The organism is Stenotrophomonas sp. TEPEL (assembly GCF_004348785.1).
In the GTDB taxonomy this organism is placed as follows: Bacteria; Pseudomonadota; Gammaproteobacteria; order Xanthomonadales; family Xanthomonadaceae; genus Stenotrophomonas; species Stenotrophomonas indicatrix.
The window spans coordinates 607,543-626,024 of the sequence record NZ_QQXJ01000001.1; the positions used below are offsets into that span (position 1 = coordinate 607,543).

Annotated in this window: 17 protein-coding genes and 1 pseudogene; 14 read left to right on the plus strand and 4 right to left on the minus strand. The window is 66.7% G+C overall.

The window, feature by feature from the left end; genetic code table 11:
* Positions 1-88: 88 nt before the first annotated feature.
* The gene (locus TEP_RS02815; protein ID WP_132824171.1) at positions 89-1,162 is read right to left on the minus strand and encodes a lipid A deacylase LpxR family protein; all 1,074 of its coding nucleotides are present in this window, start codon (positions 1,160-1,162) and stop codon (positions 89-91) included.
* A 280-nt stretch (positions 1,163-1,442) separates the two neighbouring features.
* Between TEP_RS02815 and TEP_RS02820 the strand changes: the two genes are divergently transcribed.
* From TEP_RS02820 to gnd, 7 genes are all read left to right on the plus strand, one after another.
* Entirely contained in the window at positions 1,443-1,721 is a 279-nt protein-coding gene (locus TEP_RS02820; protein WP_025878705.1) for a YbeD family protein, read from the plus strand.
* A gap of 56 nt (positions 1,722-1,777) precedes the next feature.
* The gene (lipB, locus tag TEP_RS02825; RefSeq protein ID WP_240790735.1) at positions 1,778-2,422 is read left to right on the plus strand and encodes a lipoyl(octanoyl) transferase LipB; all 645 of its coding nucleotides are present in this window, start codon (positions 1,778-1,780) and stop codon (positions 2,420-2,422) included.
* A gap of 17 nt (positions 2,423-2,439) precedes the next feature.
* On the plus strand, positions 2,440-3,450 hold the full coding sequence (lipA, locus tag TEP_RS02830) for a lipoyl synthase (protein WP_059065144.1): 1,011 nt from the start codon (positions 2,440-2,442) through the stop codon (positions 3,448-3,450).
* 278 nt (positions 3,451-3,728) lie between these two features.
* Complete coding sequence (locus TEP_RS02835; RefSeq protein ID WP_132824175.1) at positions 3,729-5,906, plus strand: carboxy terminal-processing peptidase; 2,178 nt, start codon at positions 3,729-3,731, stop codon at positions 5,904-5,906.
* Between the two features lie 176 nt (positions 5,907-6,082).
* On the plus strand, positions 6,083-6,700 hold the full coding sequence (locus TEP_RS02840; RefSeq protein WP_132824177.1) for a DUF2242 domain-containing protein: 618 nt from the start codon (positions 6,083-6,085) through the stop codon (positions 6,698-6,700).
* A 17-nt stretch (positions 6,701-6,717) separates the two neighbouring features.
* Entirely contained in the window at positions 6,718-7,956 is a 1,239-nt protein-coding gene (locus TEP_RS02845; protein WP_132824179.1) for a hypothetical protein, read from the plus strand.
* Positions 7,957-7,966: 10 nt separating this feature from the next.
* Positions 7,967-8,872 carry a phosphogluconate dehydrogenase (NAD(+)-dependent, decarboxylating) gene (gnd, locus tag TEP_RS02850; RefSeq protein ID WP_132824181.1) on the plus strand — a complete coding sequence of 302 codons (906 nt, stop codon included), beginning with the start codon at positions 7,967-7,969 and terminating at the stop codon, positions 8,870-8,872.
* 290 nt (positions 8,873-9,162) lie between these two features.
* On the opposite strand, the gene TEP_RS02855 is transcribed toward gnd, so the two are convergent.
* Positions 9,163-10,206, minus strand: coding sequence for an oxidoreductase (locus TEP_RS02855; protein WP_132824182.1), 1,044 nt, complete (start codon positions 10,204-10,206; stop codon positions 9,163-9,165).
* A 188-nt stretch (positions 10,207-10,394) separates the two neighbouring features.
* Between TEP_RS02855 and TEP_RS02860 the strand changes: the two genes are divergently transcribed.
* The 4 genes and pseudogenes from TEP_RS02860 to TEP_RS02875 all read left to right on the plus strand — a co-directional run.
* Entirely contained in the window at positions 10,395-10,778 is a 384-nt protein-coding gene (locus tag TEP_RS02860) for a BON domain-containing protein (protein ID WP_025878697.1), read from the plus strand.
* A 199-nt stretch (positions 10,779-10,977) separates the two neighbouring features.
* Positions 10,978-12,795, plus strand: a complete 1,818-nt coding sequence (locus tag TEP_RS02865; RefSeq protein WP_132824184.1) for an ATP-binding protein — start codon at positions 10,978-10,980, stop codon at positions 12,793-12,795.
* A complete protein-coding gene (locus tag TEP_RS02870; protein WP_025878695.1) occupies positions 12,792-13,232 on the plus strand; it encodes a response regulator in 441 nt (146 codons plus the stop codon). Before TEP_RS02865 ends, TEP_RS02870 begins: the two co-directional genes overlap by 4 nt.
* Positions 13,233-13,236: 4 nt before the next feature.
* Positions 13,237-14,643: pseudogene (locus tag TEP_RS02875) on the plus strand (ATP-binding protein); the annotation flags it as partial.
* Between the two features lie 23 nt (positions 14,644-14,666).
* Here the strand turns inward: TEP_RS02875 and TEP_RS02880 are convergent.
* Positions 14,667-15,416, minus strand: coding sequence for a 20S proteasome subunit A/B (locus TEP_RS02880; protein WP_132824186.1), 750 nt, complete (start codon positions 15,414-15,416; stop codon positions 14,667-14,669).
* A 93-nt stretch (positions 15,417-15,509) separates the two neighbouring features.
* Between TEP_RS02880 and folK the strand changes: the two genes are divergently transcribed.
* Positions 15,510-15,995, plus strand: coding sequence for a 2-amino-4-hydroxy-6-hydroxymethyldihydropteridine diphosphokinase (gene folK, locus TEP_RS02885; RefSeq protein WP_132824188.1), 486 nt, complete (start codon positions 15,510-15,512; stop codon positions 15,993-15,995).
* A gap of 76 nt (positions 15,996-16,071) precedes the next feature.
* On the opposite strand, the gene TEP_RS02890 is transcribed toward folK, so the two are convergent.
* Positions 16,072-16,809, minus strand: a complete 738-nt coding sequence (locus tag TEP_RS02890; RefSeq protein ID WP_132824190.1) for a pteridine reductase — start codon at positions 16,807-16,809, stop codon at positions 16,072-16,074.
* A gap of 59 nt (positions 16,810-16,868) precedes the next feature.
* Here TEP_RS02890 and TEP_RS02895 point away from each other — a divergent pair, with 59 nt between their 5' ends.
* Positions 16,869-18,053, plus strand: coding sequence for an SAM-dependent methyltransferase (locus tag TEP_RS02895; RefSeq protein WP_132824192.1), 1,185 nt, complete (start codon positions 16,869-16,871; stop codon positions 18,051-18,053).
* A complete protein-coding gene (locus tag TEP_RS02900; protein ID WP_132824194.1) occupies positions 18,050-18,442 on the plus strand; it encodes a VanZ family protein in 393 nt (130 codons plus the stop codon). Before TEP_RS02895 ends, TEP_RS02900 begins: the two co-directional genes overlap by 4 nt.
* The last annotated feature ends 40 nt before the right edge of the window (positions 18,443-18,482 follow it).

Sequence of the window (18,482 nt, forward strand, 5' to 3'; positions counted from 1 at the left end):
GGATTGATTCGCTCGCTTACAGCGAGCGAATCAATCCGGTGTGCCGACCAACGGTCGGCACCTACCCGCTTCACCATCAGCCCCTTGCTTACAGCGAGCGGCTGATGGTGAAGCTGCCGAACACCGGGGCTTCGCGCTGGCCATTGAACTCGCGGGTGCTGTGGTAGCGGGCTACCGCGAACTTCCAGCGGCCGCGCATCACTGCCACGCCGTAACCGCCGTAGGCGACCACGTGGCGCTTGTCCACGCTGTGGCTGTTGCGGAACGTGTTGCCGTCCAGGGTGATATCGCGGATCACCCACGCCGCATCGGTGGTGGCGAACATGTGCCACGACCAGCCACTGGGCTTGCCACCCCGGGTCGGCGCGGTGTTCTCGCCGGCCGGGCGCAGCGGGGTGCTGCCGAAATCGTCGGGCAGCTTCCAGCCGAAACGCACTTCGCCGCCGACGTTGGCCTTGGTTTCCAGGTTGCCGACCGAGCCGCCGTAATGGCTGATCGCATCCCAGCCCCAGCCATCGGCGTTGATGCTGGCATCGCCCGGCCAGCGGCGCATGCGCTCGTGGGTCAGCATGAACACCGGTTCGTTGTGCAGCTGGTTGTCCCAGCCCTGGAACTTCTCATCACCCAGCACGTCGTGCACCGCGTTCTGCACCTGCCGGCCCTGTGCCCACGGGCCCACCACGCCCAGGGTCAGCTGGGTGGTCTGCAGGTGGTCGCCGCTGCGCGCGTTGTAGCCGAAGCTGGCCACCAGCACGCCCGCATACGGGCGGTCGTCTTCGATCAGGTCCTTCCGGGTGAAATCGGTGGGGGTGAAGATGCCCTGGGCCAGGCTGAAGATCATGTTCTGCTGTTCGAACCTGCCCGGGTGCAGTGCCTCCAGGTGGCTGTTCACCCAGCGCGCCAGGCGCGGCAGGCACGGGTCGTCTGTGTAATCGACCAGGTTGGGCGAGACCAGGGTCAGCTGGGCGCCGTTGGTGTAGCCCTGGTCCTGGTGGCGGCCGCCGAACAGGTCGTTGTCGACGCGGAAATTGACCTGCGGTGGGTGCTCGCGCATCGCGTCCGGGCCGCATTGCTCGGCTGCGTAGGCGGAAAGGGGGAGGGCGGTGGCCAGCAGGCCGGACAATCCAAAGGATGCGAGGTAGCGCATGGATGGGATGATCATCGGGAAGGGGGCTTTTGTCTGTCGTTTTATGCAACGACACGGTACTCCCGGCGCTGTGATGGAACGAGCGCGCTGGGATCACTTGTCTGTTCCGAAAACAACATTGTCTGATCGATACAATCGGTTACCGCAGGCGAAGCGGCAGCGATGGGGCAGGGGCCCCGGGAGGTGGTGCCCAGTCTGAATGGATGTTCAGCTGCAACGCAGCGGCCCGCCCGCAGTGCCGCCGGCTTACATGAATACTCTTGGGTTTGTTGCCCTGCGGCCCGATAATGGGCGCATGGAAATCAAGTCCGACAACCCCGAACACGGCTTCCAGTTCCCCGGTCAGTTCGAGCTCAGCGCGATGGGCCCGGCCAACCGCGGCCTGGAGCATGAACTCCCCCGCCTGCTGCTGGCTGCTGGCGTCGACGTGGTGAACGAGCGCATCAGCTGGAAGCATTCGTCCAACGGCAAGTACGTCTCGGTGCGCCTGGTCTTCCGGGCCGAGAACCGCGATCAGTACGACGTGGCCCACCAGGCCCTGCGCGACCACCCGGAAGTGAAGTGGACGGTGTAGCCGTCAGCTGTCCTGCCGAAGCGGCGGCCCCCGAGGCACGCCCGCCGCGCCCGGCGCTGGTGCGTGACCTGGGGCGCCAGGCCTACGAGCCGGTCTGGCACGCCATGCAGCGTTTCACCGACCAGCGCGACGAGGACACGCTGGATGAGCTGTGGGTGGTCGAGCACGATCCGGTGTTCACCCTGGGCCAGGCCGGCAAGGTCGAGCACGTGCTGGCGCCGGGTGAGATCCCGGTGGTCCACGTCGATCGCGGTGGCCAGGTGACCTACCACGGCCCCGGCCAGATCGTGATCTACCCGCTGCTGCGGCTGCCGCGGCTGGGCATCGGCGTGCGCGACTACGTGTGCCGCATCGAGCAGGCCATCATCGACACCCTGGCGGAATGGAACATCGGTGCCGAACGGCTCGACGGCGCCCCGGGTGTCTACGTCGGCGGCGCCAAGATCGCCGCGCTCGGCATCCGCGTGCGGCGCGGCTGCACCTTCCACGGCCTGGCCTTCAACGTGGCCATGGACCTCGACCCTTTCCACCGCATCAACCCCTGTGGTTACGAGGGGTTGCAGGTGACCACGGTGCTAGACTTGGGCGGTCCGTCCGGGATGGACGCCGTCAAGCCGGTGCTGCTGGACCACCTGGCCCGCCAGTTCGGCCTGTTGCTGCAGCCCGTGCCTGAACTGCCTGATCTCTCTGCGGCCGCCTGACCGCCCCCGGAAACGCCATGACTGAAACCACTGCCCGCACCATTCCCCTGCAGATCGTGCAGGCCGAGCTTCCGTCCACCGCGCCGTTGCAGGCCGGGGTCAAGCAGATGGGTGGGGACAAGATCAACCGTTCGCCGGTGCAGTTCGCCGACGTGCCGGTGCTGCGCAAGCCCTCCTGGATCCGCGTGCGCATTCCTTCGGGCAATGCCGTGCAGAACCTGAAAGCCAAGCTGCGCGAGAACCGCCTGGTGACCGTGTGCGAGGAAGCCAGCTGCCCGAACATCCACGAATGCTTCGGCCACGGCACCGCCACTTTCATGATCCTGGGCGAGGTCTGCACCCGCCGCTGCTCGTTCTGCGACGTGGCACACGGCCGGCCGAAGCCGCCCGATGCCAACGAGCCGGCCAGCCTGGGCCAGACCGTGGCCGACATGGGCCTGAAGTACGTGGTGGTGACCAGCGTCGACCGCGATGACCTGCGCGACGGCGGTGCCCAGCACTTCGTCGACTGCATCACCGCCATCCGCGAGAAATCGCCGGGCACCCGCATCGAAGTGCTGACGCCGGATTTCCGCGGCAAGGGCCGCATGGAGCGCGCGCTGGAGATCCTCGCGCAGAACCCGCCGGACGTGTTCAACCACAACATCGAAACCGTGCCGGACCTGTACCGCAACGTGCGCCCGGGTGCCGATTACCAGTGGTCGTTGAACCTGCTGAAGAACTTCAAGGCGCAGCACCCTGACGTACCGACCAAGTCGGGCATCATGCTGGGCCTGGGCGAAGACTTCGAACAGATCAAGGCCACCATGCGCGACCTGCGTGCGCACAATGTGGACATGATCACCATCGGCCAGTACCTGCAGCCGACCGCGCACCACCACCCGGTGCTGAAGTACTGGACCCCGGACGACTACAAGGCGCTGGAAGTCTACGGTTACGAGCTGGGCTTCAGCCACGTGGCCTCCGGCCCGATGGTGCGCTCGTCGTACCACGCCGACGTACAGGCCAAGGGCGCCGGCGTCCAGTAAGCGGTTGCCGTGGGTGCGGACCGTTGGTCCGCACGCCTCATCCCCGCCGGGCATGGCCCGGCGCTACCGATGGGTGCGATGGGTGTCACCACGACCATGGTGGGTGCGGACCGTTGGTCCGCACGCCTTTGCCTGCATTCACAATTTGCTACACCGGCCCCGCTAGGCTGGTTTTCCACCGGAAGTGGGCGGGTGACAAACCCGGCAACTTTCGGCACTGTCGTGGTGTCTGAACACCCTGCAGTCTCCCCCTTGGCAAGGCGCCTTCGAGCACGTCAATGAAATTCAAAGCCCCCGCATTCCTGATGGCCCTGGCGCTGGTTGCGCCGTTGGCGCTGGCGGCCAAGGCCGACTCGCCGGCGTTGCCGGCGGCGGCTACCGCCGATCAGGTGACCACCTCCAAGCTGGTATACGGCCTGTTGTCCGACAGCCGCTACGCCTATCGCCCGCGTGCACTCGATGAAGCCACCTCCAAGGATGTGTTCAAGCGCTACCTGGAAACGCTGGACGGCGGCAAGCAGTACTTCACCCAGGCCGACATCACCCGCTTCGCACCGTTCCAGGCCGGCATTGCCAACGCCATCCGCGGCGGCGAGCTGGAGCCGGCCTTCCAGGTGTTCGCGGTCTACAAGCAGCGCGTCGGCGAGCGCGTGGCCTATGCGCGCAAGCTGCTGAAGCAGGAACCGGATTTCACCACCGACGAGCGCTTCGAGTACGACCGCAAGGACGTGCCGTGGGCAGCGTCCAATGCCGAGCTCGACGAGCTGTGGCGCAAGTCGGTGAAGAATGACTGGCTGCGCCTGAAGCTGGCCGGCAAGAAGTCCGATGACATCCGCAAGACGCTGGACAAGCGTTACGCCACCCTGGAAAAGTCGGTCAACGAGCTGAAGGGCGAAGACACCTTCCAGTTCTTCATGAACGCCTACACCAGCGCGGTTGATCCGCACACCGATTACTTCACTCCGCGCACCGCCGAGAACTTCAACCAGGCGATGTCGCTGTCGCTGGAAGGCATCGGCGCACAGCTGCAGCGCCAGGACGACATGGTGGTGATCCGCGAGATCATCGCCGGTGGCCCGGCGGCCGTGGACGGCACGCTGAAGCCGGGTGACCGCATCGTCGGCGTCGGCCAAGGCAAGTCCGGGCTGGTGGAAGATGTGATCGGCTGGCGCATCGATGATGTCGTGGCGAAGATCCGTGGCGCCAAGGACACCCAGGTGAAGCTGGAGTTCATTCCGGCCGAAGCGGGCGTCGACGGCAAGCACCACACCCTGGTGCTGACCCGGCAGAAGGTGCGCCTGGCCGAACAGGCCGCCAAGGGCGAGACCATGACCATTCCGGCCGTCAATGGCGAGCCGGCACGCAAGGTCGGCGTGATCAAGCTGCCGACCTTCTACCAGGACTTCGAAGGCCGTCGTCGCAACGCCACCGATTACGCGTCGGCCACCCGCGACGTGGCCAAGCTGCTGGCCGGTTTCAAGACCGACAAGCTGGACGGCGTGGTGCTGGACCTGCGCAACAACGGTGGCGGTTCGCTGGATGAAGCCATCGAGCTGACCGGTCTGTTCATCGAGCAGGGACCGGTGGTGCAGGTGCGCGAATCCGGTGGCCGGGTCACCGTCAACAGCGACCGCAACCAGGGCGTGGCATGGGACGGTCCGCTGGCCGTGCTGATCAACCGTGGTTCGGCCTCGGCGTCGGAAATCTTCGCCGGTGCCATCCAGGACTACGGACGCGGTCTGGTCATCGGTGAAACCAGCTTCGGCAAGGGCACGGTGCAGAACATCGTCGACCTGGACCGTTGGCCGAGTGGCGAAGCCCAGCGCTTTGGCCAGGTGAAGCTGACCATCGCCCAGTTCTTCCGCATCAGCGGCAGCAGCACCCAGCACAAGGGTGTGGTGCCGGACCTGGCGTTCCCGGCCAGCGTCGATGCCACCGAGTTCGGCGAGAGCACCTACGACAATGCCCTGCCGTGGACCCGCATCGCCGCGGTGCCGCACACCCAGTACGGCAACTTTGCGCCGCTGCTGCCGAAGCTGGAAACGCGCCACGACGCGCGCATCGCCACCGACAAGGAATTCCAGTGGTGGAACGAGGACGTGGAGCAGTTCCGTGCCGAAGCGGCGAAGAAGTACGTCTCGCTGAATGAAGCGACCCGACGTGCCGAGCGCGAGCGCCAGGACACCCAGCGCAAGCAGCGCCAGATCGTGCGCAAGGAACTGGGCCTGGCCCTGGACCCGCTGGCCGATGACAGCAGCGATGACGGCCTGACCGGCAACGAGCGCGACATCGTCAAGGATGCCGCCCGCGAGAAGGCCGCCGAGAAGCGTCCGGATCCGTTGCTGCGTGAATCGGCCTCGATCCTGGCCGACGCGGTGAACCTGCTGGAGGCCGACCGTCCGCTGTCGGCGCAGGTGCTGCCGCAGTCCACCGCCGCAGGCCGCTGGGCCGACTGATTGACTGAAAAAGGGGGGCGGAGGGGATCAAGTCGCTAGTGGCACAAACGACTTGATCCTTCCGTCCCCTTTTTGCATGAACCGGGTACAACGGTGGCGGACGGGACCGGTGTTTTCGACCCGGCGCACACGGGCAGGGGGCTACCCTCGGCGATACCGTCTTCGCAGGAGTACCCATGCGGGCCTCCCTTCTTTCTGCTTCCCTGCTGGCTGCCACCAGTGCCTTGGCATTGACCGCCTGTGGTGGTCGTGCCGCCGACAGCAGCCTGTTGCGGGAGTCCTTCGACTCCGGCGACACCTTCTCGCGCACCGTCGATGGCCGCCCGGCCGAAGCCTGCGAAGCTGCCCGGCGCACGCTGCTCAGCCAGGGCTATGCCATCGCACGCTCGGACGATGCGCAGGTGGAGGGCAACAAGAACTTCCAACCGCGCGAGGACGACCATGAGCAGCTGGTGCTGCGTATCTCGTGTGCGTCGCGTGGCAGCCAGGCGTTGGTGTTCGTCAGCGCCGTGCAGGACCGCTATGCACTGAAGAAGAGCCCGACCTCGGCCAGTGTGGGCGTGGGCGCGCTGGGCTCGGTGTCGCTGCCGTTCGGCAGCAATGACGACTCACTGGTGAAAGTGGCCAGCAGCACGATCACCGATGCCGAGTTCTATCGGCGCTTCTTCCAGCGCCTGCAGCAGTACCTGCCAGCGGCAGCGACGCCAGAGCCGCAACCGCAACCGGCCGCGTCGCCGCAGCCTCCTGCCGGGCCTGAGCCCGAACCAGCGCCGGCAGCAACGGACCAGGGCTGAGCGTGCGCGGCAGGGTGATGGCGTGGGCCCTGCTGCTGGGCTGGCCCCTGAGCACGCTGGCCGCTACGGCCGAGTGCAGCCAAGGCCTGCTGCAGCGGCTGGGCTGGCGCTTTGAAACCGCAGCGATCACCACGCCACAGGTACAGGGTGGGCCGGTGTGTACGCGTGCCTCGCTGGCCGAGGCGCAGGCGGCCGGTGATCTGCGCGTGCGTTGGCCGGCAACGCTGGTCGAGGCCGACCGGCAGGCCCTGTTGCAGCAGTTGCTGGATGACCCGGCCACGGTCTGTGCCTACGCCTTTGAACTGGGCGCTGCCGTGCAACGCGCTACGCAGGCACTGCAGGACAATGAATCCTTCCGCTTCACCGGTGTGCAGCTGGGCTGGATCGGCTTTGGCGCACGCGGTGCCCCGGCACAGGGATGGCAGCGGGTGCGCAGCTTCGGCCGCGGCTATGTACCGGCCGCCAGCAACAGCCGCGCACTGGATGCGTTCTATACGGGCCACGTGCGCGCCGAGTGCGGTGTCGGCCGCCAGGTCGCGCAGCTGGCCACGCAGCGCGAGCTGTACGGTGATGCCGCCTTCGATGCGGAATTCACTGCGGACGAACTGTCCATCGGCACCTTCCTTGGCCTGCACGACACCGACAGCATCCTGCTGGGCGCGCAGGCCGGCCAGTTCATGGCCGACGGCAAGGCCGTGCGCACGTCGGCGATGGGGCGGCAGGCCTTTGTCGGGCTGCCGGGCTTCATCGAACACGTCTTCGACAAAGGCACCTTGGACGATCTGAGCAACCAGGCGGAGAACTTCGTTGTGGTGGAGGTGGGCGAGGGCGCGGCGCAGGCACTGGCGGAGCACGGTGGCCTGGCCTGGTACGACCAGCGCAACCGCGTTCTGTGGCAGCTGGCGCAGGGCATTCCGCGTGTCGGTCAACGCTATTTCGAGCGGCTGTTGTACGAGCGCGATCCGGCGCTGCGTGCGCAGCTGGTCCCGCGCTATCGTGACCTCGTGCAGCAGATGGACCAGTTGCTGGACGATGCGTTCTACCAGCAGTTCGTGATCTACGCGCACCCACGCGGTATACGTCCTGTCGGTTATCACATCATCCGCCTGCTCGACCGCAATCCGCGCACGCCGTTTTCCATCGACCTGGCGTTGCACAATCTGCATACCACGCTCTACCGGCGTTGGCGCCAGGCGCAGTTGCGCCACTGCGCAGCCACCGGCAGGCCAGGCAGCCTGACCCTAGACCCCAACTGAAGGTGAAACAATGGATATTGCAATGATCGGCCTCGGCCGGATGGGCGCCAACATGGCCCAGCGCCTGCACCGCGGTGGCCACCGCGTGGTCGGCTACGACCCGGGCGAGGGCGCCCGCCAGCGCGCCGCCGAGGCCGGCCTGGAGGTGGTTGATTCGCTGGCCGCTGCAGTGGCCGCGTTGCCAGTGCCGCGCGTGGTGTGGCTGATGGTGCCCGCCGGCGAGACCGTGGACCAGACGCTGGGCCGGTTGACCCCGCACCTGGCCGAAGGTGACATCGTCATCGACGGTGGCAACTCCAACTACCAGGACTCGATCCGTCGCGCCAAGGCGCTGGCCGAGGATGACCTGGGCTACGTGGACTGTGGCACCAGCGGCGGCGTGTGGGGCCTGCAGGAAGGCTACAGCCTGATGGTGGGTGGCGATGCAGCGGTGGTCGAACAGATCGCACCGCTGCTGCGCACGCTGGCACCGGCCGAGGACCGCGGCTGGGCACGCGTCGGCCCGTCCGGCGCAGGCCACTTCACCAAGATGGTCCACAACGGCATCGAGTACGGAATGATGCAGGCCTACGCCGAAGGCTTCGCGCTGATGGAGCGCAAGCAGGAAATGGAACTGGACCTGGCCCAGGTGGCCGAGGTCTGGCGCCACGGCAGCGTGGTGCGTTCGTGGTTGCTGGACCTCAGCACCGAAGCGCTCAAGCGCAATCCCTCGCTGGATGGCATCGCACCGTACGTGGAAGATTCCGGTGAAGGCCGCTGGACCGTCGCCGAAGCGATCGCGCTGGACGTACCGGCCCCGGTGATCACCCTGTCGCTGCTCGAACGCCTGCGTTCGCGCGAATCCAATTCGTTCACCGACCGCCTGCTGTCAGCGATGCGCAACGAGTTCGGCGGCCACGCCATCAAGAAGTCGTAAGCACCGGCGCCGGGGTCGGATCCCTTTCCGCAGGAAAGGGTTCTGACCCCGCAATTGAAAAGCCTTCTTTGATCGTTTCTACGTCATCCACGCATGGCGTGGATCTACTGTGTCGACGAAGGTCGACACCCACCAAGAGCAGTGGACAACTGTCGAAGGCGGGGTGGGTCCGGTTGCGGGGGTACTTGCAGCGACCCCCGCAACCGGACCCACCCCGCCATCCCACGGAATCCCGCTTTTGACGTTGACGTTGACGTTGATTCGGCAGGTGCAGGGCGCAGCCCTGCCGATCACCCCACCTGCACCCGCCGCCCTTCGCGCGCGCTGTCCATCCCCGCCTGCAGCAACCGCATCACCTGCAGCGCCTGCTGCGCGCTGACCGTCGGCTCGCCCTCACCCTGCATCGCCGCCGCGAAGTCGGCATACAGGCGCCGGTAGTCGCCCGGCAGGTTGTCCACGGTGCTGCGCAGGACGTTGTCCTCCGCATCGCAATGCAGCAGCTCGCCGTGGCGCGGATCGATACCCCATCCCGGCGCACCTGGCGCGGTGCCGCGACGCAGCTGCCCCTCCTGCACGTCCAGGCCATGCTTGATCCAACTGGCCCGCGTGCCATGCACGGCAAAACGGGGTGCAGGCGCAGCGACCAGTGAACCGGCATGCACGATCGCGCGATGGCGTGGGTAGTGCAGTACGGCGTGGAAATAGTCGACGCCGCTGCCGCCTTCGCGCTGCACGGCGAGGTCCGCATCGATCGCCTGCGGACAGCCGAACAGCACCAGCATCTGGTCCAGCAGGTGCGGCCCCAGGTCGTACCACAGGCCGCTGCCCGGCCCGTCCTGCTCGCGCCAGCGTTCGCGCACCTGCGGACGGTAGCGGTCGAAATGTGCGTGGCATTCGGCGATGTCACCGAGCGTGCCGTCGGCAAGCAGCGACCGCAGAGTCAGGAAGTCCGCATCGAACCGCCGGTTCTGGAACACGGTGGCGATGCGTCCAGCGTCGCGCGCTGCGTCCAGCACCTGTTCGGCTTCGCGCACGCTCACGGCAAACGGTTTGTCCACCAGCACATGCTTGCCGGCGGCCAGCGCGGCGATGGCCAATGGCGCGTGCTGTTCGTTCGGCGTGGCGATGACCACCGCATCCACCGCAGGGTCATCGAAGACCTCTTGTGCGGTAGCGCGTACGTGGACGTCGCTGAAGGTGCGCAGCAGCGTATCGCGCTGCGAACTGACCACGCTGTGCAGGGCCAGCCCCGGCGTGTGCTGGATCAGCGGGGCGTGGAAGACGCGGCCGGCAAGGCCGTAGCCGATCAGGGCCAGTTGCAGCTCAGGGCGCATGGGACGACTCCGCGCAGATCGTGAAGTGCAGGACAGGAACCTCAGGGTAAACGAGATGACTACGCGCCCGGAAGCTGAACCATTCCCGCTGCGGGTGCGCCCATTCACGTGAGCGTGACCGCAGCGCCACGCCTGCACTACAAGCACTTGGCGACACTGGGCGCACCAACCAGTAGGAGAACCAAACGATGAGCACCACGACCCGTACGCTGTTGGCTTCCGCCCTCACCCTGGGCCTGGCGCTGTCCTCCTCGGCCGCATTCGCCCAGGACGCCGCAGCGAAGAGCCCGCCGAAAACCGATCATTCGGCGATGACCCATGCAGACCGCCATGATTCCAACGAGCCGGTCACCGACAGCTGGATCACCACCAAGGTCAAGGCCGATCTGCTCGCCAGCAGCAATGTGCCGGGTACCGAAGTAAAGGTGGAGACGGTCAACGGCGTGGTCAGCCTGAGTGGCACCGTTGCCACCAAGGCCGAGCATGACAAGGCCATCGCCACCGCCAAGGGCATCAAGGGCGTGACCCGCGTTGATGCCGCCGCACTGAAGGTCAGTGCCGCCAAGCGTTGATCGACGCCGCAGGTTATCGGCAGGGGCGCTCCCACGGGGGCGCCCCTGTCTTGTGCTGTGGGGCCTGCTCGATGGTGCTGGTGGGCGCCCCGCCGAATGACCCGTTACCCCAGAGATGTGACCGGCTGCGCTATATTGCCGGTTCCGCCGTGGCTGGTCCTGCCCGGATCGCACTCCCCGGCTGAGCTGACGAGGAACTATGGCGCTGGTTTTCAGTGATGACATCTGGGATCGCTGGCGACTGCCTGCTCTGGCACTGGCAGCGGCAGCCATCATCGTGGTCCCGTGGTTGACCCTGCGCAAACTGCAGCAGGACAACGAACTGGCCATGGGCTGGGTGACCCATACCCAGCAGGTGACCGTCGCCCTGCAGCAGCTGCAGACCGACGTGCGTGACATCGAGTCGGCGGCGTTGACACTGTCCAAGGGCGTGGACGCGCCGGGCCTGCGCGAGCGCATGGCCAAGGCCAACGACATTCCCGAGCGCTTGGCTGAACTGGGCCGGATGACCCGCGACAACCCCGACCAGCTGATCCGCATCGGCCGCATCCAGTCGATGCTGGAGGGGCGGCTGGGGGTTGCGCGTGAACTGGCGAAGTCCGAGCCGAACAGCGACCAGCGCGAGCTGGTGCAGGACCTGAGCACGCGCTACCCGATCCGCGGCCTGGTGGAAGAGCTGCAGGCCAGTGAGGAAGCATTGCTGGCCCAGCGCACCGCCCAGGCGGAGCGACAGAAGCGGCAGACCAACTTCGTGTCGTGGAGCTCGCTGCTGGTGCAGCTGGCGCTGCTCGGCCTGGTGCTGTGGCTGCTGCAACGGCAGATCGGCCGCCGCCTGCAGGCAGAGCGGCAGTCGCAGCGCGCGGCGGCACGCGCGGCGTCGGTGCTGCAGACCGTGCGCGAACCGATCGTGCTGCTGGATCGCGAGCTGCGTGTGCAGCTGCACAATCCCGCGTTCTCAGAGTTGTACGGGCTGCAGGATGAGCGCGCCGATGGCCTGCTGCTGGAAGACGTAGGCGAGGGCGCGTGGCGTGACCCGGTGGTGCGCCAGCGTCTGGCCGATGTGTTGCTGCGCGGCCGTGAACTGTGGGATTTCGAACACGAACAACGTACCGGCGACGGCATGTCCCGCTACATGCTGCTCAACGCACGGCGCATGCCGCTGCCTGACACCGACGATGAAGTGGTGCTGCTGACCGTCAGCGATGTGACCGTGCAGCGTGCGGTGCAGACACGTGTTGAAGAACTTAACCGGCAGCTGGAGGGCAAGATCGCCCAGGTCTCGGAGGTCAACCGCGAACTGGAAGCGTTCAGCTACTCGGTGTCGCACGACCTGCGCGCGCCGCTGCGCCATGTCGCCGGGTTCTCGGACAAGCTGTCGCGCCATCTGGGCGAGGCTGCCGACGAGAAGAGCCAGCACTACCTGGGGGTGATCTCAGGTTCAGCGCGGCGCATGGCCACGCTGATCGACGACCTTCTGGTCTATTCGCGCCTGGGCCGGGTGGCGATGCGCCAGCAGACCGTGGACATGCAGTCGCTGGTTGCCGATACGCGCGCGATGCTCGACGCGAACGTGCAGAGCGAAGCCGAGAGCAGTGGCCACGCCCATCAGGTGGAGTGGAGCATCGCGCCGCTGCCGATCGTGGTGGGCGACGAAAACATGCTGCGCCAGGTCTGGCTGAACCTGCTGGGCAACGCGGTGAAGTATTCAGCCAACCGCGAGCCGGCCAAGGTCCGCGTGGACTACCAGCAGCAGCCCGATGGCGGTCATCAGTTCACGGTCAGCGACAATGGTGCAGGCTTTGACATGGCCTACGCTGGCAAGCTGTTCGGTGTATTCCAGCGCCTGCACAAGGCCAGCGACTATCCCGGCACCGGTATCGGCCTGGCCAGCGTTCGCAGGGTGCTGACCCGCCATGGCGGCCGCATCTGGGCCGAAGCCGCACCGGATGCCGGCGCCACCTTCCACTTCTATCTTCCCCCCGTGCTCGACACGGACAAACAGGGCCCCATCGCATGACGACGCTGCGCACCATCCTCCTGGCCGAAGACAGCCCGGCCGACGCCGAAATGGCGATCGATGCGCTGCAGGAAGCGCGCCTGGCCAATCCCATCGTGCACGTCGAAGACGGCGTGGAAGTGATGGATTACCTGCTGCGCCGTGGCGCCTTCGCTAGCCGCGAAGAGGGCCTGCCGGCGGTGCTGCTGCTGGACATCAAGATGCCGCGCATGGATGGCCTGGAAGTGCTGCGGCAGATCCGCGAACACGATGAGCTGAAGCGGTTGCCGGTGGTGATCCTTTCCTCCTCGCGCGAGGAAAGCGACCTGGCCCGCAGCTGGGACATGGGCGTGAACGCGTATGTGGTCAAGCCGGTGGACGTGGACCAGTTCTTCGGCGCAGTGCAGACCCTGGGCAAGTTCTGGGCACTGATCAACCAGGCTCCGGAGATCGAGTAGGCCCATGCCCCTGACCGGTCCTGCGCTCGGCGCATTGCGCATCCTGCTGGTGGAAGATTCCCCGGAGGATGCCGAGCTGATGTCCGAACAGATGCTCGATGCAGGCCTTGAGGCCACCTTCGAGCGTGTCGAGAGCGCGGACGACCTGCGCCATGCGCTGGCGCGCTTCCAGCCGGACATCGTGCTGTCCGACCTGAGCATGCCCGGCTTCTCCGGCGACGAGGCGCTGCGCATCGTGCGCGATGCGTTGCCGGAGGTACCCTTCATCTTCGTCTCCGGCACCATGGGCGAGGAAAATGCGGTGGCGGCCCTGCAGAAGGGAGCCAACGACTACATCATCAAGCACCAGCCGGCGCGCCTGCCGTCGGCCGTGGCGCGCGCGGTGCGCGAGGCACGCAGCGCCATCGAGCGCTCGCGGGTGGAAACCGAGCTGATGCGCGCGCAACGGCTGGAAAGCCTGTCGTTGCTGGCCGCCGGGCTCAGCCACGATCTGCGCAACATCCTGCAGCCGCTGCTGATCATGCCGGACCTGCTGAAGGCGCGTACCGAGGATCCGCAGCTGCACCACCTGGCCGACGTGATCGCCGAGTGCGGTCGCCGTGGCCATGAGATGGCCGAATCGATGCTGTCGTTCGTGCGCGGCTCGCGCAAGGCCAGCGAACGCATCCACATCGATGACCTGTTCCAGGCCGTGGCGCTGCTGTTGCGCAGCAACGTGCCCGATGGCGTCCGCCTGGACCTGGTGGTCGAGGATGAGGGGCTGGTGGTCGATGCCAACTACACCGAGCTGCAGCAGGTGTTGTTGAACCTGGCGCTCAATGCCATCCAGGCGATGCCCCATGGGGGCAACCTGAGCCTGACCGCCAGCCATGGTGGCCAGCGCGACGGCGAGGACTGGCTGCGCATCGCGGTGGTCGATGAAGGCACCGGCATGGATGCGGACACGCTGGCGCACCTGTTCAATCCGTTCTTCACCACCAAGGCCGATGGCACCGGGCTGGGCCTGATTTCCTGCAAGCGCATCGTTGAAGGTGCCGGTGGCAGCATCCACGTCGACAGCCAGCTGGGGCGGGGCACCTGCTTCGAGCTGCGCTTGCCGATGCATGCCAGCGCCGAGGGCGGCGAACCGATTGAACAGCTGGTGGCACTGGGCAGTGGCCAGTCGATCCTGGTGGTCGATGGGGAAGCCACCCGCCTGTCGCTGTTGGGCAATGCACTGTCCAGCCAGGGCTATCAGCTGCAGTTGGCCTCCGATGGCCCGGCTGCGCTGCGCTGGATGCAGCAGGAGGCGATGCCGGCGCTGGTGATTGCCGATGCCGGCTCCAAGCTGCTGTCGGCCAGCCAGCTGCTGGGCGAAATGGCCACGCTCGGCTACGGGCATGGCGCGGCGCTACCGAAGGCTGTGGGTAGCGCCGGGCCATGCCCGGCGGCATTTCATGAATCGCGGTCCGTGGGTTCCCACGGGAACCGCGGCAGGCTTTCCACCGCCTGTTCCAGCCGACGCGACCAGTTCTGGTGGATGTCGGCGTACAGCGGCGAATCGGCGCCCAGCCGCAGCTGCTGGCTGATCCGCAGTTCGCCGGCGCGCAGCAGCGCCAGGTCGACCGGCAGGCCCACCGACAGGTTGGAACGGATGGTCGAATCCAGCGAGACGATCGCCGTGCGTGCGGCATCTTCCAGGCGCGTGGACGGGGTCAGGATGCGGTCCAGGATCGGCTTGCCGTACTTGGATTCACCGATCTGCAGATAGGGCGTCTCCGGCGAGGCGGCAATGGCGTTGCCCAGCGGATAGACCATGTACAGGCCAGGCTGTTCACCGGCAATCTGTCCACCGAAGATCAGCGTCGCCTGGGTGTTCACCCCATCGTGGCCATGCTCGGTGTGCTGGCTCTGTACCTGGCTGTCCACCAGCAGGGAGCCGACGTAGGCCGCAGCTTCGAACAGATGGGCCATGTCGCGCAGGTTCGGCGTGCGCCGCTCCTCGGCATCGCGCTTCAGCCGCGACACCAGCAACTGGGTCGTGGCCAGGTTGCCAGCGGCCATCACCACATAGGCGGCCTGGCCGGGATATTCGAACACGTGCAGTTTGCGGTGCACGCGGACATCGTCCAGCGCGGCATTGGTGCGGGTGTCGGCGGCGAAGACCAGGCCCTCGTCCACCTCGATTCCAACGCAATAGGTCATGTCGGTGCCCTATCATATGCGTCCCGGATTGTAGGCAGGCCGTTGTGACGATGGCATGCCCGCGCTCCACCTGATTGCCGTCACCGGAACCGCATGACCACCGTGCTCCTGAGCCTGGGCAGCAACGTCCATCCCCGCCGCTACCTCCACGCTGCGGTGGCGGCCCTGCGCGAGCGCTTTGGCGCGCTGCGGGTGTCTGCCGCCTACCGCACCGCTGCCGTCGGTTTCGACGGCCCGGCCTTCCTCAACAACGGCGTTGCCCTCGAGACCGACCTGCCGCTGCAGGAACTGGATGACTGGCTGCATGCGCTGGAAGATGCGCATGGTCGTGACCGCAGCGGCCCGCGCTTCTCCGACCGCACCCTGGACGTCGATGTGGTGTTCTATGGCGACCTGGTGGTGGAGGGCCCCGGCCATCTGCGCATTCCACGCCCGGAACTGAAGCATGCCTTCGTGCTGAAGCCGCTGGCTGACATCGCCCCGGGCTTCGTCGATCCGGTCAGCGGCCTGGACCTGGCCACGCTGTGGCGGGCGCACAAGCAGTTTGGCGAAGAGTTCGAGGTCGTGGACCTCGAGTAATGGGTTGTTGTTGCCGCTGCGCTGGCCGGGCATGGCACGGCGCTACCGGTGGTGCCGGCCGCTGGCCGGCAACAGTTCAGCTGACCGTACGCCCGCCATCCACACGCAACGTGTGGCCGGTGACGAAGCTGGCCTCGGCCGCCAGCCAGTACACCGCCTCGGCGATCTCCTCGACCGTGCCGATCCGCGCCAGCGGCGTGCGCGCCAGCAGCGCCTCGCGGGCGAAATCGTCCTTGCCCTGTTCCGGCCACAGGATCGCACCGGGTGCCACCGCGTTCACCCGCACCTTCGGCGCCAGTTCCAGCGCCAGCGAGCGGGTCGCCATTTCCAGCGCGGCCTTGGCCATCGTGTAGGCGACGTGGTCGCGCATCGGGTCGGTACCGTGCAGGTCGGTCAGGTTGACGATGCAGCCGTGCTGGCGGCGCAGGTAAGGCGCGGCGGCCTGGGCCAGCAGCAGCGGCGCGCGCGCGTTGACCGCGTACAGCTCGTCCATCGCCTCGGCGGTGACCTGGCCGAACGGGGTGGGGAAGAAGTTGGAGGCGTTGTTGACCAGCGCATCCAGGCGGCCGAAGTGGGTGACCGCCTGCTCGACCAGATCGGCCAGGGCATCGGCGTCGCGCAGGTCGGCCTGCAACGCCAGCACGCTGCCAGGGCGCTCGTTGTCCAGGTTGAAGGCGGCCTGCTGCAGTTCGGCGCTGGAGGTATGGGCGTGCAGCACCACCGACCAGCCACAGGCGTGGAACTGGCGGGCGATGGCCGCGCCGATCCGGCGTGCGCTGCCGGTGATCAGGGCCACGGGGGCGGTGTCACTCATCGAGGGTCCTCCAAGGCTCGGCTATCCTGTGCACCATTGTCACCGCATTCGAAGACGCCATGCAGCCTACCTTCCCCCTGCCCGAAGCCGATGCCCTGGCCCACAGCGATCAACTGGCCGCCGCCCTGCGTGCCGAGATCCTCGCGCAGGGCGGGGCGATGCCGTTCTCCCGCTTCATGGAGCTGTGCCTGTACGCGCCGGGCTGGGGCTATTACAGCGCCGGTGCCAGCAAGTTCGGCGGCAGCGGCGATTTCACCACCGCACCCGAGCTCGGCAGCCTGTTCGCCGGCAGCGTGGCCAACGCACTGGCGCCGGTGTTCGGCCAGCTCGATGCGCACGCACGGATGCTGGAACTGGGCGGCGGCACTGGCGCCTTCGCCGAGGCGGTGCTGCTGCGCCTGGCTGAGCTGGAGGCGCTGCCGGCCCGTTACGCCATCCTTGAACCCAGCGCGGACCTGCGCCAGCGCCAGCAGGAGCGCCTGCAGCAGAACCTGCCGCCCGAACTGGCCAGCCGGGTGGAATGGCTTGATCGTCCGTTCGAGGACGACTGGGACGGCGTGGTGTTCGCCAACGAGGTGATCGATGCGCTGCCGACACCGCGCTTCCTCATCAAGGATGGCGAGGTATACGAGGAAACCGTCGAACTGGACGCGCAGGGCAACTTCATCCGTGGCGCGCAGCCGGCCGACCTGCTGCTCAACGGCGCGGTGCGCCATCTCGAGCGCTATCTGCAGAAGCCCTTTGCCGACGGCTACCGTTCCGAAGTGCTACCGCAGCTGCCGTACTGGCTGCAGGCGGTGGCCGGTGGCCTGCGGCGCGGCGCGATGCTGTTCGTGGACTACGGCTACAACCGGGGCGAGTTCTACCAGGACGAACGCGATGACGGCACCGTGCGCGCGTTCTACCGTCACCACGTGCACAACGAGATCCATCGTTGGCCGGGCCTGCAGGACATCACCGCATCGGTCGATTTCACTGCCATGGCCGAGGCCGGCCTGCATGGCGGATTTGAATTGGCCGGGTACTGCAGCCAGGCCAGTTTCCTGCTCGGCAACGGCCTGGACCAGGTACTGACCCTGGCCGAGGAGCGCACCGATGAAGTGGGCCGCATCCAGCTGCGCGACCAGGTGAAGAAGCTGACCCTGCCGACGGAGATGGGCGAGCGTTTCCAGGCCATTGGCCTGCAGCGCGACGTTGATTTCGAACCGGCCTTCGAACTGGGCGACCTGAGCTGGCGCCTGTGAGTGCAGCGTTGCCGGTGATCAAGCCGCTGCGGCGGCCGCGACTGTGGACCGCGTTGTGGGTGTTGGCGGTGCTGACGGTGATCGTGGTCTGCATGATTCCGCCGCCGCCGATCCCGCTGCCGGAGAACAGCGACAAGGGCGAGCATTTCCTGGCCTATTTCATCCTGGCTGGCAGCGCGGTGCAGCTGTTCCGGCGTGGCCGTCCACTGCTGTGGGTAGGTGCTGGGCTGGTGCTGATGGGCATCGGCATCGAATTCGCGCAGGGCGCGTTGACCAGCGACCGCATGGCCGATCCGATGGATGCGGTGGCCAACACCGTTGGCGTGTTGGCGGGGATGGGCACCGCAGTGACCCCGCTGCGCGACATGCTGCTGCGCTGGCGCGGGTAAGACAGCCAGGCATGGCCTGGCTCTACTCTGGATCCACACC

Excerpts from the sequence above, each read along its gene's own strand:
- TEP_RS02815 (WP_132824171.1), bottom strand. The coding sequence starts at position 1,162 with ATGATCATCCCATCCATGCGCTACCTCGCATCCTTTGGATTGTCCGGC.
- TEP_RS02820 (WP_025878705.1), top strand. The coding sequence starts at position 1,443 with ATGGAAATCAAGTCCGACAACCCCGAACACGGCTTCCAGTTCCCCGGT.
- lipA (WP_059065144.1), top strand. The coding sequence starts at position 2,440 with ATGACTGAAACCACTGCCCGCACCATTCCCCTGCAGATCGTGCAGGCC.
- TEP_RS02835 (WP_132824175.1), top strand. The coding sequence starts at position 3,729 with ATGAAATTCAAAGCCCCCGCATTCCTGATGGCCCTGGCGCTGGTTGCG.
- TEP_RS02840 (WP_132824177.1), top strand. The coding sequence starts at position 6,083 with ATGCGGGCCTCCCTTCTTTCTGCTTCCCTGCTGGCTGCCACCAGTGCC.
- TEP_RS02845 (WP_132824179.1), top strand. The coding sequence starts at position 6,718 with ATGGCGTGGGCCCTGCTGCTGGGCTGGCCCCTGAGCACGCTGGCCGCT.
- gnd (WP_132824181.1), top strand. The coding sequence starts at position 7,967 with ATGGATATTGCAATGATCGGCCTCGGCCGGATGGGCGCCAACATGGCC.
- TEP_RS02855 (WP_132824182.1), bottom strand. The coding sequence starts at position 10,206 with ATGCGCCCTGAGCTGCAACTGGCCCTGATCGGCTACGGCCTTGCCGGC.
- TEP_RS02860 (WP_025878697.1), top strand. The coding sequence starts at position 10,395 with ATGAGCACCACGACCCGTACGCTGTTGGCTTCCGCCCTCACCCTGGGC.
- TEP_RS02865 (WP_132824184.1), top strand. The coding sequence starts at position 10,978 with ATGGCGCTGGTTTTCAGTGATGACATCTGGGATCGCTGGCGACTGCCT.
- TEP_RS02870 (WP_025878695.1), top strand. The coding sequence starts at position 12,792 with ATGACGACGCTGCGCACCATCCTCCTGGCCGAAGACAGCCCGGCCGAC.
- TEP_RS02880 (WP_132824186.1), bottom strand. The coding sequence starts at position 15,416 with ATGACCTATTGCGTTGGAATCGAGGTGGACGAGGGCCTGGTCTTCGCC.
- folK (WP_132824188.1), top strand. The coding sequence starts at position 15,510 with ATGACCACCGTGCTCCTGAGCCTGGGCAGCAACGTCCATCCCCGCCGC.
- TEP_RS02890 (WP_132824190.1), bottom strand. The coding sequence starts at position 16,809 with ATGAGTGACACCGCCCCCGTGGCCCTGATCACCGGCAGCGCACGCCGG.
- TEP_RS02895 (WP_132824192.1), top strand. The coding sequence starts at position 16,869 with ATGCAGCCTACCTTCCCCCTGCCCGAAGCCGATGCCCTGGCCCACAGC.